We start from the raw sequence: 15,442 nt of genomic DNA on the forward strand, positions 1-15,442 counted from the left end.
TTTTTGAAGGAGCAAATTATTGTCAGAGGTGCAAGGGAGCATAATTTAAAAAATATTAATGTTGATATTCCAAGGAATAGCTTAGTAGTAATATCTGGCAAGAGTGGGTCTGGGAAATCTTCTTTGGCTTTTGATACGATTTTTGCAGAAGGGCAAAGAAGATATATGGAATCCGTATCCTCTTATGCAAGGCAATTTTTAGGAGTAATGAAAAAACCAAATGTTGAATATATAGGTGGACTTTCTCCTGCTATTTCAATTGAACAGAGAACAATAAGTAATAATCCAAGGTCAACTGTGGGAACAATTACTGAGATTTATGATTATTATAGGTTATTATTTGCAAAAATTGGTAAGCCATATTGTCCAAATGATGGGAGTCTAATAGAAGAGCAATCTTTAGATAAAATAATTAATACTGTCTTAAGCTATGCTGAGGGTTCTAAGGTAGTATTATTTGCTCCCGTTGTTATGGGTGCGAAGGGTACTCATAAAAAGGAGCTTGAGAAGATATTAAATCAAGGGTTTAATAGGGTAAGGATAGATTCTCAGGATTATTTGGTGGAGGATGCTGTTAATTTGAGCTTAGATAAAAATAAGAAGCACAATATTGAGATAATAGTAGACAGAATAAAATTGCGTAGTGATGCAAGAATTAGACTTTCAGAGTCTATTGAAACTGTTTTATCTGTTTCTAATGGGTATTTACGGGTAGAAATTGAAAATAATTTAGAAAAGGTGGATAAAATCTTTACAGAGCATAATAGTTGCCCTCTGTGTGGGTTTTCTCTTCCCGCAATAGAGCCTAGGCTTTTTTCGTTCAATAGTCCATTTGGGGCTTGTATTGAGTGTTCTGGTCTTGGAATTACACTTGAGTTTGACTTTGAAAAGATTTGTCCTAATCTGGAACTTTCTTTTAATGACGATGCATTTATTACATTTAAAACTAGTTCTTCTTGGGCTTTAGCGATTTTTAAGGGACTTGCTAAGCATTATAATTTTAGCTTAGATGATCCTATAAGAGATATTCCAGAAGATATTCTTAGAAAGATTTTATATGGGGCTAATGAAAAGATAGACTTTGTCTATCAGTCTAGAGAGGTGGAGAGTAAGGCAGTAGATGGGGGTTTCCATTATTCTAAGGAATTCGAGGGTCTGCTTCCTATTTTAAAGAGGCGTTATCTTACTACTGAGTCTGAGAGTGCTAGATTGTTTTATGAGGGATTAATGTCAAGAAAAATTTGCAATTCTTGTAAAGGTAAACGTTTAAGTCTTGGAGCTTTATCTGTGAAACTATGTGGAAAAGATATTCAAGAGCTTAGCCATCTTTCTGTTGTAGATTCTTATGCATTTTTTGAGGAAATTGATCTTGATGAAGTTGATTTCAAAATTTCTAAAGAGATTCTGAAAGAAATTAAGAATAGACTTAAGTTTTTAATTGATGTTGGACTTTCTTATTTGTATTTAGATAGGATATCTGGAACCCTTTCAGGGGGTGAGGCTCAACGTATTAGGCTTGCTACTCAAATAGGTTCAGCTCTTGCGGGAGTTCTTTATGTGCTTGATGAGCCTAGCATTGGATTACATCAAAGAGATAATGAAAAATTAATAAGCACTCTTATTAACCTAAAAAACCTTGGCAATACAGTAATTGTTGTAGAACATGATGAACAGACTCTGCGTACGGCGGATTATATTATTGATATTGGTATTGGAGCTGGGATTCATGGTGGTGAGGTAGTTGCTAAGGGAACTTTATCTGATATTTTGAATAATAAGAATAGTTTGACTGGCAAGTATTTAAGCGGTCTACTTAAGATAGATGTTCCAAAAGAGAGACGTAGGCCAGAAAAAATGGAAATTGTTCTTTTGGGTGCCAATAAGAACAACTTAAAAGGTATTAATGTGCGTATTCCTTTGGGAGTTTTTACCGTAATAACGGGAGTATCTGGCAGCGGAAAGAGTACTCTTTTAAATGAGGTATTATATCCTGCTCTTGATAATAGGTTAAAAGCAAACATGAATTATTTTGATGGATTTAAAGATATTATTGGGTATGCACAAATTGATAAAATTATTCAGATAAATCAAAAGCCAATAGGTAAGACTTCAAGGTCAAATCCTGCAACTTATGTTGGATTTTTTACAGAAATTAGAGAACTTTTTGCAAAGCTTCCAGAGTCTAAGGCAAGAGGATTTAAGGCTGGGAGATTTTCTTTTAATGTTAAGGGTGGGCGGTGTGAAAAATGTCAAGGCGAGGGGTATTTAAATATTCAGATGCACTTTTTGCCGGATGTTTTTGTTCCTTGCGATTTGTGTAGGGGTAAAAAATTTAATGAAGAAACTCTGGAGATTAGATATAAGGGAAAAAATATTTATGATGTTTTAGAAATGAGTGTTCTTGAGGCTAAGGAACTTTTTGCAAATATTCCAAAGGTTAATCATTATTTAAATGTTTTAAAAGAGGTTGGTCTTGAATATATTAAACTAGGTCAAGCATCAACAACTCTTTCAGGAGGTGAGGCTCAGCGTATCAAATTGGCTTTTGAACTTGGTAAGAGGAGTACGGGGAAAACTTTTTATATTATTGATGAGCCAACAACGGGTTTGCATTTTGATGATATAAGGAAATTGTTGGAAGTATTGCAACTCCTTGTTAAAAATGGAAATACTGTAGTTCTTATAGAACATAATTTAGATGTGATAAAACAAGCAGATTATATAATAGATTTAGGTCCTGAGGGTGGTGTGTCTGGAGGGGATATTGTTGTGTCAGGGACTCCTGAAGAGGTTGCGAAATGCAAGACTTCCTATACAGGAATGTTTTTAAAAAATCTTTTGTAATATTATTTTTATTAATTGTATCTAATTCTTTTATTCTGTTTGCTCAAGTTGTTAATGATAAGAAGGATCTTGATGAGAAGGAAAATTTAACTTTAATTCAAAAAGCTCATTTAAAGGAGCTTGAACTTTCTAGTGATGAAGATTTGAAAAAGTGGGCCCTAAAGGAAGGTATTGATGAGGAGGATATTTCTAAGATACGAGAATTACTCTTGAATAAATTTGGGATATCTCCTGATCTTTTCTCAAAGGATGGTCTTAAAGATGTTGGCAGATATAAAATAATAATTGAGAGTACAGATAATCTTGAAAATTTTACTTATGAGCTTACTAAGGATGAGAGCATTGTACTTAAAGGAAAAGTTAATCTTGTTATTGAGGATATTAAAGATAATAAAAAGCATAATATTAAGGGGGATAAAATCATTTTCAATAGAAATACTAAAAAGCTTTTTTCTAGTGGAAATGTTGACTATACACTTGATATAAGTGCTGATGAGAAGATATATTCTTATGGCAATGAATTGTTTATTGATTTTGATTCTCAGAATTTTCTTCTAAAAGATGGAATTATCCAGAAGAAGATGCATAAAAATTTAATTAATCATATTGTGTCTTTTGGTGGAAAAGTTTTAAAAAGATTAGATAATGATGCGAACATATTAGAAGATGCTTTTATTACAAGTAGTAAAATCCCAGATCCTTATTATTCTATTAGGGCTTCTAAGATATGGATTTTGCCATCTGGAGACTTTGGGGTTCTAAATGCTTTATTTTATATAGGAAAAGTTCCTATATTGTATATCCCATTCTTTTTTAAGCCAGGTGATAGTTTATTTTTTAATCCGTCTTTGGGATATTCCTCAAGAAAAGGTCTTACTCTTTTCAATACTGTGTATTTATTTGGGAAAAAATCTGTTAGTGATGAAGATGCTTTTTTTCTAGATTTTGATTTTAATTCAGTATATGATTCAGGCAAAAAGCCTTATATTAGAAATGGCTATTTAACTTATTTTTTTGCTAATGAGGTTGTAGCTAAGATTACTAAAGACTATGTTAAATTTATTTTTGATATTTATTCTAATTTAGGGTTTTATTCGGGACTAGATTTTTCTTTAAGTAAGACTTTAGATGTTTTTAAGACTTTTGAAGGTAGTTTTGGTATGGGTTTTACAAGGACTCTATATAAGCATGGTGGCTCTGGAACTTATCGCCCTTTTGAGGAGAACAGTATTGATTATTCTCTTTTTAGTTTTGATAATCTAAATAAGGGTGACATATTTGGGTTTGAGGTTCCTTTTAGATATTTGCTTAAGACTAAGACAGAATTTTTAATAAGTGATGCACTCTTTGCAATTATTTTTGAGCATTATTCGGATCCTTATGTGATGATTGATTTTAAAGATAGAATAGAGAATGCATCATTGTTTTCTCTATTTAGTTCCCAAAAAGAATCATCAGAAACAGACAATATGGTCAAGACATTCGATTGGAATTTGTCTTCTTTTTATAATCGAACTTTTAGGGATAATAGTATCATTGATTATAGATTAAATAATCTTGGATTTACTTTTAAATTGGCAGATTCTGATAATATCTCTAGTAAAGATCCTTCAATAAAGCCAAAAGACATTAAGGATCCAACTAGGAAATGGTTTTACTTGGAGAGAGTTTATATACCTTATATTGATGTAAATTTTCAGAAAGATATTTATAATAACAGTTGGTCTTCATTGGTTGATGATAAGAACAAAGAAATAATTATGTCTCCTAAGGTCAAAAATATCGGTGAAGGTGATGACGCTGAGGATAAAGATGATAAAAGTGAAGACAAAAATGATGCTAAAAAACTTAAGGAAAAGAATGATTTAAGTAAAGATTTATATGTGTCTCCTAGACCAATTATATCAAATGATTTTAATCAGCCAGATTCTTTTTACATAAGATTTGGAATTAATCCTTATGTAAAAAATAATATATTTTTTGATGACTCTAAATTTAAATCTCCTCAGGAGTTTAAATATGATGTGAAAAATTATTTATTTGATGTTAAAAATAAAGTAGATTTAAAGCTTCATGCTGATTTTTATAATCGAATTATTACTTTTGAAGATGTTTTGTATCTAAATACTGTTGAGTATAACCCTTTAGACAAGGATTATACTTTAGTAGATAAGGATAAGAAAGGAGAGCATTCAATTGTTAATAAAATGAATTTAGATTTATTGCCTTTCCTTATGTATCCTGCTTTTTCTAGGAGCAATATTAAGTTTGAAAATAAAATTACTCTTTATTCGTTTGATAAAAAGTATGATAAAGATTCTAAGATATTGGATGGCAAGAGTACTAGTGTTTTTTTAAAGAGTGATGAAACCTTTTATCAAGAGTTTAATGCCAACTTGATTTATGACTACAGAATTTTTACTACTAGTCTTTCAGGTATATTTAAGAATACTTTTGAAAATATATATGCTTCTTCTGAGCTTAAATTTTCGCTAGATTTTCCTTATTTATTTCAAGAAGTAGGTATTGGAGTTAAATATGATAAAAAATTTAAGGAGAACGATAAGTCTAAACTTAAAAGCTTGATTGCTACTTTAGAACCTTTAAAGCCAACTTCTCCTTATAAGAATCTGGAGATGAGTCCGGCTTTGTATTATAAGATAGAGCCAAAATATTTAGATTACTTAAAGCTTGCCTTTTTAGTTGCCTATGATCCTTTAATTAATAGAGTATCTGAGCTTTCGTTTAAGTTTAATGCGTATGATTTTGAGTTTACATTTGCGATGAGGGATGATTTTGAGTATAAGTATGATAAGCTATTGGGTGATTTTTTAAAGGTAGGATCTACGACTAAACTTGTTCCGTATTCTCTAAATGCTCAGTATAAAAGAGATTTGTATACTTTTAAATTTCTCGATGATCAATTTTCAATTGGACTGGGAATAGATTCTGGCTGGAAAATTAATTTGCAAAAATTTATCGATAATGAACTTTGGGCTGAATTTATTATTAATTTTAAATATATTGAATTTTTTGAATTGTATATGTCTACTCGTTCTGTTAATACAAAGACTTTTCAATATTTTGGAGGATACATGAATCAGATTGGTCTTGATACCGTTAACATTTTCAGAGATTTGCTTGGGTCATTTAATTTCTTTAATTTACGGGATAGACAGGAGTCATTATTTAAAATTAAGAAAATTAGTACGGGCTTTAAATTTAATTTTTACGATTGGAAGTTTGTTGGAGAATATAATTTGAATCCAGATATTTTAAAGGATGCTAGTGGTAAGTATTCTTCTATTTGGAGAAATAGTTTTTCAATTTATATTTCTTGGAATTTCTTCGAACCCATTAAGGCATCGTTTGAAAATAATTCAAGTACTAATTATGAGCTTTTAATTAACCGTAAATCTAAGAAGTAATTAGAAATTTTTGATTATAGTAATAACAATACCTATTTAAGGTATTGTTTATAGAGGTTTGCAGTTTAGTAAGATTTTGGAGTTCGTAATATTAAGATGTCAATAGTTTTATTTGTGTTAATGTTTGTTTTGACTATGTTAAGTTTTAGCATAGCTGGATATTGGATTTTAGTATATGAATCATTGTATATTTCCGATTTGTTGATTGAACTTTGTGAGCTTCGATCAGATTTGCCTAGCAAATAAATTGTAAACTTTTGAGAAGTTTCAGGCCCAATAAAAAATTCTTTATATTTATTGTAATAGTCCTTTGGATTATTTATTAGTTTAATATCATCTTCTGTTGTGACAATATTTTTAGAATTTAAATTTGTATGTTGCCAGTTTATTTTCACAATGTCAGAACTTTTGTTTGTAAATTCAATATAAATATATTTGTTTGTTGCCTCAATATTATCTATGCTAATATACTGTGCATGAGATTCTATTATTTCAAAGCTTGTTTTGTATTCTTTTGTAAGTTCTACCGTAGTACATGCAATGATAAGTAATATGATCCATAGTGTTTTAATAATATCTATATTTTTTATCTTCATAGATCCGCTTTGTAAATTATTAATTCATCTTTTATGAAAACCAAGATCTGCAATATTATTATCTCCTGGTATAAATAGTATTTGTCCATCTTGTTTTTCAAAGCTGTTTCTTAAGAGAGTTACATTTTTAATTAAGTTAATAGTAGGTTTTTTTAAGTTTTTATTGTAAAATCCCTTAGACCAATAATCAATTACTAGTTTGCTATCTCCAAATATATTTTTTATATCTTCTTTTAATGCTATTTTGAGTGCAATATAGAGTCCAAGTAATTCTCCATAATTATTGCTAATTCCATCAAAATCTTGAACATAATAATTATTATGTTCATTAATTAAGCTTTGGTCTATTATTTTATTGATTATGGATACTCCTTTTTCGTTAACAACTCTAATTTCTACACCTCTACCTCTTCCGGTTCCAGCATCGAAGTAGATTCCTGTAGGATAGACACTAGTTTTTGAATCTCTTAAGAGCCAATTTTCTGCTTCTTCTCTTGTTTTGAAGCTTTTTATTTTATTTTTTTGCCCTATAAGCTTGCTTTTACAGTCTTCCCAAGATGTAAAAATAATTTTTTCATTTTTATTGCCCAATATGCATGCATAGTATTTTTTCATATTGAATCAACTCCCTAGACACCAAAAATTAGTTATGTTACATGACCTGCCAAAGATTTTATCATTTGAACGTCCTATTTCTATTGCATCTGTTATTTCTTTATTATATCCTATAAACTTTTCTTTAAGAGTTGGTTTAATTACTCTTTGTGGGAGCATACTAGGGAATATTCCTGCTATTGTGTATGACATGTAAAAATCATATGCAGCTGCGTTTATTTCACCAGGGGTTACTATACCAGATATTTCATAGTTTCTCGATATATTAAGGCCTGCCACTCTGTATATCCTGTCAACTACTAATGAACAGTAAGTTTTATGGTGAATCTCTTCAAGGTTGAATGAATCAGCCCACATATTAGAAGACAATAATGGTACCATGTAACCGAAGTTATTATCAATATACCTGTTTCTTGCAAAATTCATTGCCTTCTGAATAGTTCTATTATCTGTCATGGGTGATAATATTTTTAGTATTCTTGCTTGTATATAAGTTGATAGTTTTTCGTAACCTGAGCCTTGCACAGAAGCAGTGTCGAATTTAATTTGATTACTTGTTATTACTGATTTTATGTCAAAACTGTCTTCTCCGTTAAATGCAATTTTTTTTGTGTTGTCATATTTTTCAGCGTCAAATATTCCTGTATGTTGCCAAAAATAGAAGAATTCGGTCCAATCTATTTTTGGTTTTATTAGTATTATGTCCCCATTTGACAAAATGGATCTTAGTTTCTGTGGTGTTATTTCTATGCGGGTTTCTGGATCTATGATATTAGGGATTAAGTTGTGGTGGTTTGCCGAGGGATATGAATTATTGTTGTCATCAGCAATTTTTTGTTTTTGAAGTATGTCTTTTATTTTGTTATTTTCTATTTTCAAAAAAAGCATAAAGCGATTGAAATATTGTTTATCTTTAATTTTTAATAATTGATTTGCTACTATGTGAGGAGATATGTATTCTCTTCCATTGATTATATCTTTATTTACAGAATAATTTGTTCTATTTTCTTGAGGGAAAAAGGACTCTATATTCTCAAATTGTATGTATCCCATGGTTTTTGTATAAAATATTTGTTCTAGTGATGCTAAAATTTCTTTTTCTAAATACATTCGTGCTTCAATTAACTCTGTTAATCTTCTATTGATTGAATTTAATTGCATGTCATCAGATTTTTTTCGGAAGCTTGTGTTAACTTTGATGATGAAATATCCATTTGAATTGCTTTGTTCAAGAAATCGTTTCCATTCTTGTGTATCGTTTAAGTGTCTTTTGTAAGCGAGTAGATAGTTTTGTATTTCTTCTAGTTTTTGAGGACTTATTTTTAAATCTATTGCTATTGTTTTTAATAAATGTGGATCTTCTGTTTCTTGTAATATTTTATCAATTTTATTTAATGGTATATGATATTGAGTATATGCCGTATTAGTTATAAGGGCATGTTTGGATGGGGAATGGTGTGTTAGCAAAATAGTAGAAATGTTGTTATTTTGTTGTTTGTTATTACTGAATAAAGCACAAGAACATAGTAAATGACAACTTATTAGGCTTAGCATATATTTAAAATATTTCATTTTAGTATTTTAGCATATTTAATTAAATATTATTTTTGTTTATTTTTTAAATAATTTAAATTATGTTGATTTTTTATTGTTTAAGATTTAGTATGTAAGTGAATTAAATTTTTATAAAGGAGTTTTTGTTATGCAATGCTTAAAGCCAATAAATGTATTTTCAGAAATAGGTCGTTTGAAGAAAGTTTTATTGCATAGGCCGGGAGAAGAATTAGAGAATTTGACTCCTTCAATTATGAAGAGGTTACTATTTGATGATATTCCTTATTTAGAAGTTGCGAGACAAGAACATGATTCTTTTGCGAGTACCTTAAGAAGTAATGGAGTTGAAGTTGTCTATATTGAGGATTTAATTAGTGAAACCATTTCTGCTTGTGATCAGATTAAAGATAAATTTATATCTCAGTTTATTCTTGAGTCAGGAATTAGAACTGAGAATAAGACTAAGGCTTTAAAAGATTATTTTTATAATATGCCTATTAAGGATATGATTTCAAAGATGATAGCTGGAGTTACAAGAGCTGAGCTTAAAAGTTATAAATCTGATTCTCTTAATTACTTAGTCAATAGTGAATATCCATTAATCACTGATCCTATGCCTAATGTGCTCTTTACAAGGGATCCTTTTGCGAGTGTTGGTAATGGGGTAACAATAAATAGAATGCGAACCAGAACTAGGCGTCGGGAAACAATATTTGCAGAGTATATTTTCAATTACCATCCTATTTATAAAAAAAATGTTCCTATATGGTACTCTAGAGATGAAGATACTACATTGGAAGGTGGAGATGAATTAGTTTTAAGTCGAAATATTTTAGCTATTGGTGTTTCTGAGAGAACCGAGGCTGAATCCGTTGAAAAAGTGGCTCGAAAACTTTTTGAAGAGAAAATATCTTTTAACACTATTTTAGCTTTTCAAATTCCACAAAGTAGGACTTATATGCATTTAGATACAGTTTTTACCCAAATAGATCATAATACTTTTACAAGTTTTAGTAGTGATGATATGAAGTTTACACTTTATGCTTTAACTTATGATTCCAATTCTGGATGTATTAAGGTTAAGAGTGAGAGAGCAAAATTAGAGGATATTTTAGGTTTCTACCTTGGATATAAGGTTAATATAATAAATTGTGCTGGGGGAGATTTGATTCATGGCGCAAGGGAGCAGTGGAATGATGGCGCTAATACTTTAGCAATAGCACCAGGAGAGGTTATAGTTTATTCTAGAAATCATGTAACTAATAGACTACTTGAAGAGTTTGGAATTAAAGTTTATAGGATACCTTCTAGCGAGCTTTCACGAGGAAGAGGAGGTCCGAGATGTATGTCGATGCCTTTAATAAGGGAAGATATTTAACTTAAAAAATTAAGGAGGAAAGGATTATGTATAATTTACGAAACAGGAGTTTTTTAAGGTTGCTAGATTTTACTCAGAAAGATATTAGATATTTACTTGACTTGTCTCATAAGTTAAAAAACTCTAAGTATTTAGGAGTTGAAGAGCAGAAGCTTAAGGGAAAGAATATAGCTATAATTTTTGAGAAGGATTCAACGAGAACAAGATGTGCATTTGAAGTTGCCGCGTATGATCAAGGAGCTAATGTTACTTATTTAGGTCCAACAGGTAGCCAAATAGGAAAAAAGGAGTCTGTTGCTGATACTGCTCGAGTATTGGGGAGGATGTATGATGCTATTGAATTTAGGGGATTTTCTCAGCAGGCAGTTGAGGAGCTGGCTCGATATTCTAATGTTCCAGTCTATAATGGGCTAACAGATTTATCTCATCCGACACAAGTACTTGCTGATTTTATGACTATTGAAGAACATAAAGGATGTTTAAAAACTTCGAGTATGGTATTTTGTGGCGATGGCAGAAATAATGTTGCTAGTTCTTTAATGGAAGGATGTGCTATTATGGGAATGGATTTTAGAATATTCGCCCCAAGGGAGCTTTTTCCGGATCCAGAATTGGTAGTTAAGATAAGGACGCTAGCGGATAAGAGCGGAGGCAATATCACTATTTCTAGTTCTATTGAAGAGGTAGTTGGAAATGTTGATGTTATTTATACTGATGTTTGGGTGTCTATGGGCGAGACTAATTGGGATGAGCGAATAAAACTTTTAAGGCCGTATCAAGTTAATAGTGAACTTATGAGGTTAGCAAAGAAAGATGCTATATTTATGCATTGTTTACCAGCTTTTCATGATTTGAATACAGTGGTTGGTAAAGAAATATTTGAGAAGTATGGTCTTGAGGGTATTGAGGTTACAGATGATGTTTTTGAAAGTGATCAGTCTGTTGTGTTTGATGAGGCTGAGAATAGGTTACATACTATTAAGGCTGTAATGGTTGGGACTTTGGGATAATAATTATTTAATTATTAAATTGGGAAAATATAAGATGTATTAGGAGAATAACATGGTTAAAAAAATTAAAATGCCAAGTAGCTTTACAATAATATTTTCTTTAATAGTGGTTATGACTATATTGACTTATGTACTTCCTGCTGGTGAATTTTCTAAGGAGATGAGAGAGGTTAATGGTAGTTTGAGAGAAGTTGTTGTAGCTGGAACTTATCATACGGTAGAAAGGGCTCCTCGGGGATTTTTGGATGGTATTATTACTGTTTTAACTTCAATGGCTAAAGGCATGGAGCATGCTGTCGAGGTTATTGTGTTTGTTTTAATTGTTGGTGGAGCTTATGGGATAATTTTAAAAACAGGTGCTATTGATGCAGGAATAGCAGCAGCAATTAAAAAACTGGGGAATAAGGATAAATTTCTTATACCATTGATGATGTTTATTTTCTCTATAGGTGGAACTACTACTGGGATGTGCGAGGAAACTCTTCCATTTTATCTTATTATGATTCCTTTGGTATTAGCCTTAGGCTATGATGGAATTGTAGCTGTTTCAATTATAGCATTGGGAGCAGGAGTCGGAACTATGGCTTCTACTGTTAACCCGTTCGCAACAGGTATTGCTTCAGCAATAGCTGGAATTGATTTAAGGGAAGGATTTTATTTCCGTATTATCCTATATGTAATATCTGTTTTGGTTGCAATAATATATGTTTTGATTTATGCCGTTCGTGTAAAGAATGATCCTAGAAAATCTCTAGTTTATTCACAAAGAGAAGAGCATTATAATTTTTTCATTAGAGATAGCGTAGGTAATGGTACAAGTATCCCTGAATTTACTAATGGACGTAAGATAGTTTTACTTTTATATGCGTTGATGATTTTGTTTTTAACTTATAGTATTATCCAGCTTGGCTGGTGGATGCAGGAAATGACGATGTTATATCTTGGCACTGCTATTATATCTGCGTTTATCTGTAAGATGAGCGAATCTCAGATGTGGAATGCGTTTGTAGAGGGTACTAAAGACATGATGACAGCTGCTCTTCTTATTGGAATAGCTAGAGGTGTTATGATCGTGGCTGATGATGGACTTATTACTGCTACAATTTTAAATGCTGCGGCTGAATTTTTATATGGACTACCAAAAGGGCTTTTTATCGTTTTAAACGAGATTGTTCAAGTATTGATAGGATTTATTGTCCCTTCATCATCTGGACATGCGAGTCTCACGATGTCAATAATGGCGCCTTTGTCTGACTTTTTAGAAATGCCTAGATCGTCTGTTGTTATTGCGATGCAGACAGGATCTGGACTTATTAATTTGGTAACACCTACAGGAGTTATAATGGCTGTGTTGGGAATTGCCCGAATAGGGTATGGAAGTTGGTTTAGGTTTGTCATGCCATTATTTATTATTGAGTTTGTGATTTGTGTTTTAGTTATAATGGCTAATGTTTACTTATATTAAGGAGGATATTTAGAAATGCAGAAGAAAAGGATTGTTATATGCCTAGGAGGAAATGCGCTAGAGAGCAGTAGTGGCGAAGCTACAGCTGAGAGGCAATTAGAGTTTATCAGTAAGAGTGTTAGGGGAATTGTTGATCTGGTAGAATTTGGTCATGAAATAGTTATTAGTCATGGGAATGGTCCACAAGTTGGGAGGATAGTTCTTCAGAATGAATTATGTAGAGCTGAGACTCCTGCTATGCCTTTTGATGTGTGTGGTGCGATGAGTCAAGGTATGATAGGGTATCATATTGAGCAGGCATTAAGGAATGAATTTAGTACTAGGGGTATTAGTAGACATGTCGCCGTAATTGTTACTCAAGTTTTAGTAGATAACGGAGATGTAGCATTTAGAGAGCCCAGTAAACCAATTGGACCATTTTATGATAAATCTACAGCTTTAGAACTTGAGAGGACTAAGGGATATATTTTAAGAGAAGATAGTGGAAGAGGATATAGGAGAATGGTTGCTTCGCCTAAACCTGTTGAAATTATAGAGATTGCGGGTATAAAGAATTTAATTAGTAGTAATTTTATAGTTATTGCATGCGGAGGAGGCGGGGTACCTGTTGTTAGAGACTTGAGCGGGAGCATTAAGGGAGTAAATGCAGTAATTGATAAAGATTATGCATCAGCAAAGTTGGCTCGGGATATAGATGCTGATATGTTGGTTATCCTTACTTCTGTTGGGAATGTTGCTATTAATTTTGGAAGGGCAGATGAAATTTTACTAGGTAAAGTTAGTACACATGAGATAGCTAGATATGTAAGTGAGGGACATTTCGCAGCTGGTTCTATGTTACCTAAGGTACAAGCAAGTGTTGAGTTTGTAAGATCTAGTCTCGGACGAGTAGCAATTATTACGTCTCTTGATAACTTAAGTGAAGGGATAAGCGGGTGTGGGGGAACTATTATTAAAGATTGAAGGATAATTGTTAGATGGTTAAGCGAAGAGTTAATGCTGTTGGAGCTGTTGGAGCCGGGGGCAGCTGGTATCATAGTGGCAAGGGGGTGGTGGTAGAATTATTGTGGCTGTTGGTGTTTGAGACTGCTCTGTGTGTTAATTTTGGGATGCTCCTTTGGTGCTGGTTTTGATAGGGTTCTTGTTGATGTGGTAAGGCTTCAATGATGATAATTTTAATGGAGATTTATTAGAACCGTTGAGAGGGCGGGTAGATATATGATATCAATGATATGGTATAGTGTATTCACAAAAAATGATGTAGTTAATCTTGACCTTAATGTTTGCAATGGTAGGGGAGTTAGTAAGCTTAAAATCTCTATAACTTACAGAAGCCGATTCATCATCAACATGTCCTAGAATCTCAGCAACCCTTGGATATATCTCCTTTGCGCCCCAATTGTCATTAAAATACCCCTCCCGCTTTAATATGATTGCTGTATAAATAGCTCTGAAATCTGAAAGCAGGAACTCACCTTCAAAGAGCTTGGCAAGCTCATGCCTAAGTAAGGTATTAATGCTAGTGTCTTTAAGCTCGTTGTCTTCCCATCTATCTCTTAAGTCTTTATATTGATTAGTATCTACTAGTTTATTGTAAGCCTCAAGAAATAATTGTTTATCAACTGTTAAAGGAATACTGTAAGGAGTATTAAATCTTTTAATATTTCTGGTCTTAAGCTGACCTTTAAAAGAGATAGTATCACTGTCATGGTTATTTATAAACTGTCCAGCAATTATTTCCAAGCTACGCCTACCAGATGCAAGTAGTAGACCCATGTATAGAAGCTCAAACCTGTTAGATTGTAGGAGTTCTTCTGTAAGAGTGAGGAATTCGGATTTGTTAAATGATTTCTTGTATGTATTTTTTTCTTTAGTTTTTAGAGAATTCTCATAAGCAATTTGCTTGTACTCGTCACGAGTGAGCTTGAAGTATTTAAGCATAGGATGCGCCACATCCAGCTCCCTGATCTTATGCCGTACTTTAGTAATTATTTTACTAATGTAATTAGGAGTGTAGTAAGAATTAGTTTTGAGGTTTTGCATGAAAGATTTTGCACGCCCATTAAGCCTGAGCTTGTAAGTTTTCTCGTCAATAATATGTGAACTTAAATAATTATCAAGAGAACTAATTTCATCGATTATTTTATTGATAAAAATATCAAGATTTGAAATTTCTGTTCCATTAGTAATATTAGCCAAATTAAGCCCCCTAGTAATTTTCTTAAGGGATGTTTTAAAATAATCCCTTAAGAGTAAAATTGGTTTTAAAGCCAGTAATTTGGGCATAAGAGTTAAATTAATTATATCAAACTGAGGTTAAGTTGTAAATAAGCAAGAAAGGTTTTAGGTTTAAGTTATGATTTTTCAATAACTGAGGCAAGATACATAAAAGTATACAAACAGGCAGATTATGGGACAAAAGCAAGTAATTAGAGTAAGTAAGCTAAGAGGTAGGAATAATAAGGGATTAATAATAAGTAGATGAGTAGTTAGGAATACATCTTAATAATATAATAGCAAGTAATTATAAATAATATACAGATAAGTTGTAA

The 15,442-nt window shown here is 31.9% G+C and carries 11 protein-coding genes; 7 read left to right on the forward strand and 4 right to left on the reverse strand.

The features are described 5' to 3' along the window. Positions 1 to 3: 3 nt before the first annotated feature. Together uvrA and CR532_RS04415 are read left to right on the forward strand one after the other, a co-directional pair. Positions 4 to 2,844, forward strand: coding sequence for an excinuclease ABC subunit UvrA (gene uvrA / locus CR532_RS04410; protein ID WP_108729648.1), 2,841 nt, complete (start codon positions 4 to 6; stop codon positions 2,842 to 2,844). After that, positions 2,799 to 6,272, forward strand: a complete 3,474-nt coding sequence (locus CR532_RS04415) for an LPS-assembly protein LptD (protein ID WP_108729580.1) — start codon at positions 2,799 to 2,801, stop codon at positions 6,270 to 6,272. Before uvrA ends, CR532_RS04415 begins: the two co-directional genes overlap by 46 nt. Before the next feature lie 65 nt (positions 6,273 to 6,337). Here the strand turns inward: CR532_RS04415 and CR532_RS04420 are convergent, their stop codons facing one another. The 3 genes from CR532_RS04420 to CR532_RS04430 are packed head-to-tail and all read right to left on the reverse strand — an operon-like array spanning position 6,338 to position 9,055. Next, on the reverse strand, positions 6,338 to 6,868 hold the full coding sequence (locus CR532_RS04420) for a hypothetical protein (protein WP_108729581.1): 531 nt from the start codon (positions 6,866 to 6,868) through the stop codon (positions 6,338 to 6,340). Positions 6,869 to 6,892: 24 nt separating this feature from the next. Continuing rightward, positions 6,893 to 7,483 (reverse strand): ribonuclease H family protein, encoded by a 591-nt coding sequence (locus CR532_RS04425; protein WP_108729582.1) that lies wholly within the window; start codon positions 7,481 to 7,483, stop codon positions 6,893 to 6,895. Between the two features lie 6 nt (positions 7,484 to 7,489). Continuing rightward, positions 7,490 to 9,055 (reverse strand): hypothetical protein, encoded by a 1,566-nt coding sequence (locus CR532_RS04430; protein ID WP_108729583.1) that lies wholly within the window; start codon positions 9,053 to 9,055, stop codon positions 7,490 to 7,492. Positions 9,056 to 9,185: 130 nt separating this feature from the next. On the opposite strand from CR532_RS04430, the gene arcA reads away from it, so the two are divergent. Genes arcA through CR532_RS05380 form a run of 5 tightly spaced genes read left to right on the forward strand, consistent with a single transcriptional unit; the run spans position 9,186 to position 14,023 of the window. Beyond that, positions 9,186 to 10,415, forward strand: coding sequence for an arginine deiminase (arcA, locus tag CR532_RS04435; RefSeq protein WP_108729584.1), 1,230 nt, complete (start codon positions 9,186 to 9,188; stop codon positions 10,413 to 10,415). A 26-nt stretch (positions 10,416 to 10,441) separates the two neighbouring features. Next, on the forward strand, positions 10,442 to 11,425 hold the full coding sequence (gene argF / locus CR532_RS04440) for an ornithine carbamoyltransferase (protein ID WP_108729585.1): 984 nt from the start codon (positions 10,442 to 10,444) through the stop codon (positions 11,423 to 11,425). 52 nt (positions 11,426 to 11,477) lie between these two features. Continuing rightward, positions 11,478 to 12,890 carry a YfcC family protein gene (locus tag CR532_RS04445; RefSeq protein WP_108729586.1) on the forward strand — a complete coding sequence of 471 codons (1,413 nt, stop codon included), beginning with the start codon at positions 11,478 to 11,480 and terminating at the stop codon, positions 12,888 to 12,890. Between the two features lie 15 nt (positions 12,891 to 12,905). Further along, positions 12,906 to 13,853 (forward strand): carbamate kinase, encoded by a 948-nt coding sequence (gene arcC, locus CR532_RS04450; protein WP_108729587.1) that lies wholly within the window; start codon positions 12,906 to 12,908, stop codon positions 13,851 to 13,853. Between the two features lie 14 nt (positions 13,854 to 13,867). Then, entirely contained in the window at positions 13,868 to 14,023 is a 156-nt protein-coding gene (locus tag CR532_RS05380) for a hypothetical protein (protein ID WP_159076632.1), read from the forward strand. A gap of 91 nt (positions 14,024 to 14,114) precedes the next feature. On the opposite strand, the gene CR532_RS04455 is transcribed toward CR532_RS05380, so the two are convergent. Continuing rightward, a complete protein-coding gene (locus tag CR532_RS04455) occupies positions 14,115 to 15,176 on the reverse strand; it encodes a protelomerase family protein (protein ID WP_108729588.1) in 1,062 nt (353 codons plus the stop codon). Positions 15,177 to 15,442 lie beyond the last annotated feature (266 nt).

Origin of the sequence: Candidatus Borreliella tachyglossi (genome assembly GCF_003076595.1) — a bacterium.
GTDB classification, from domain to species: Bacteria; Spirochaetota; Spirochaetia; order Borreliales; family Borreliaceae; genus Borrelia; species Borrelia tachyglossi.

What these genes read in the sequence shown, in the direction of transcription:
- CR532_RS04415 (WP_108729580.1), top strand. Translation starts at nt 2,799, where the DNA reads ATGCAAGACTTCCTATACAGGAATGTTTTTAAAAAATCTTTTGTAATA.
- CR532_RS04420 (WP_108729581.1), bottom strand. Translation starts at nt 6,868, where the DNA reads ATGAAGATAAAAAATATAGATATTATTAAAACACTATGGATCATATTA.
- CR532_RS04425 (WP_108729582.1), bottom strand. Translation starts at nt 7,483, where the DNA reads ATGAAAAAATACTATGCATGCATATTGGGCAATAAAAATGAAAAAATT.
- CR532_RS04430 (WP_108729583.1), bottom strand. Translation starts at nt 9,055, where the DNA reads ATGAAATATTTTAAATATATGCTAAGCCTAATAAGTTGTCATTTACTA.
- arcA (WP_108729584.1), top strand. Translation starts at nt 9,186, where the DNA reads ATGCAATGCTTAAAGCCAATAAATGTATTTTCAGAAATAGGTCGTTTG.
- argF (WP_108729585.1), top strand. Translation starts at nt 10,442, where the DNA reads ATGTATAATTTACGAAACAGGAGTTTTTTAAGGTTGCTAGATTTTACT.
- CR532_RS04445 (WP_108729586.1), top strand. Translation starts at nt 11,478, where the DNA reads ATGGTTAAAAAAATTAAAATGCCAAGTAGCTTTACAATAATATTTTCT.
- arcC (WP_108729587.1), top strand. Translation starts at nt 12,906, where the DNA reads ATGCAGAAGAAAAGGATTGTTATATGCCTAGGAGGAAATGCGCTAGAG.
- CR532_RS05380 (WP_159076632.1), top strand. Translation starts at nt 13,868, where the DNA reads ATGGTTAAGCGAAGAGTTAATGCTGTTGGAGCTGTTGGAGCCGGGGGC.
- CR532_RS04455 (WP_108729588.1), bottom strand. Translation starts at nt 15,176, where the DNA reads ATGCCCAAATTACTGGCTTTAAAACCAATTTTACTCTTAAGGGATTAT.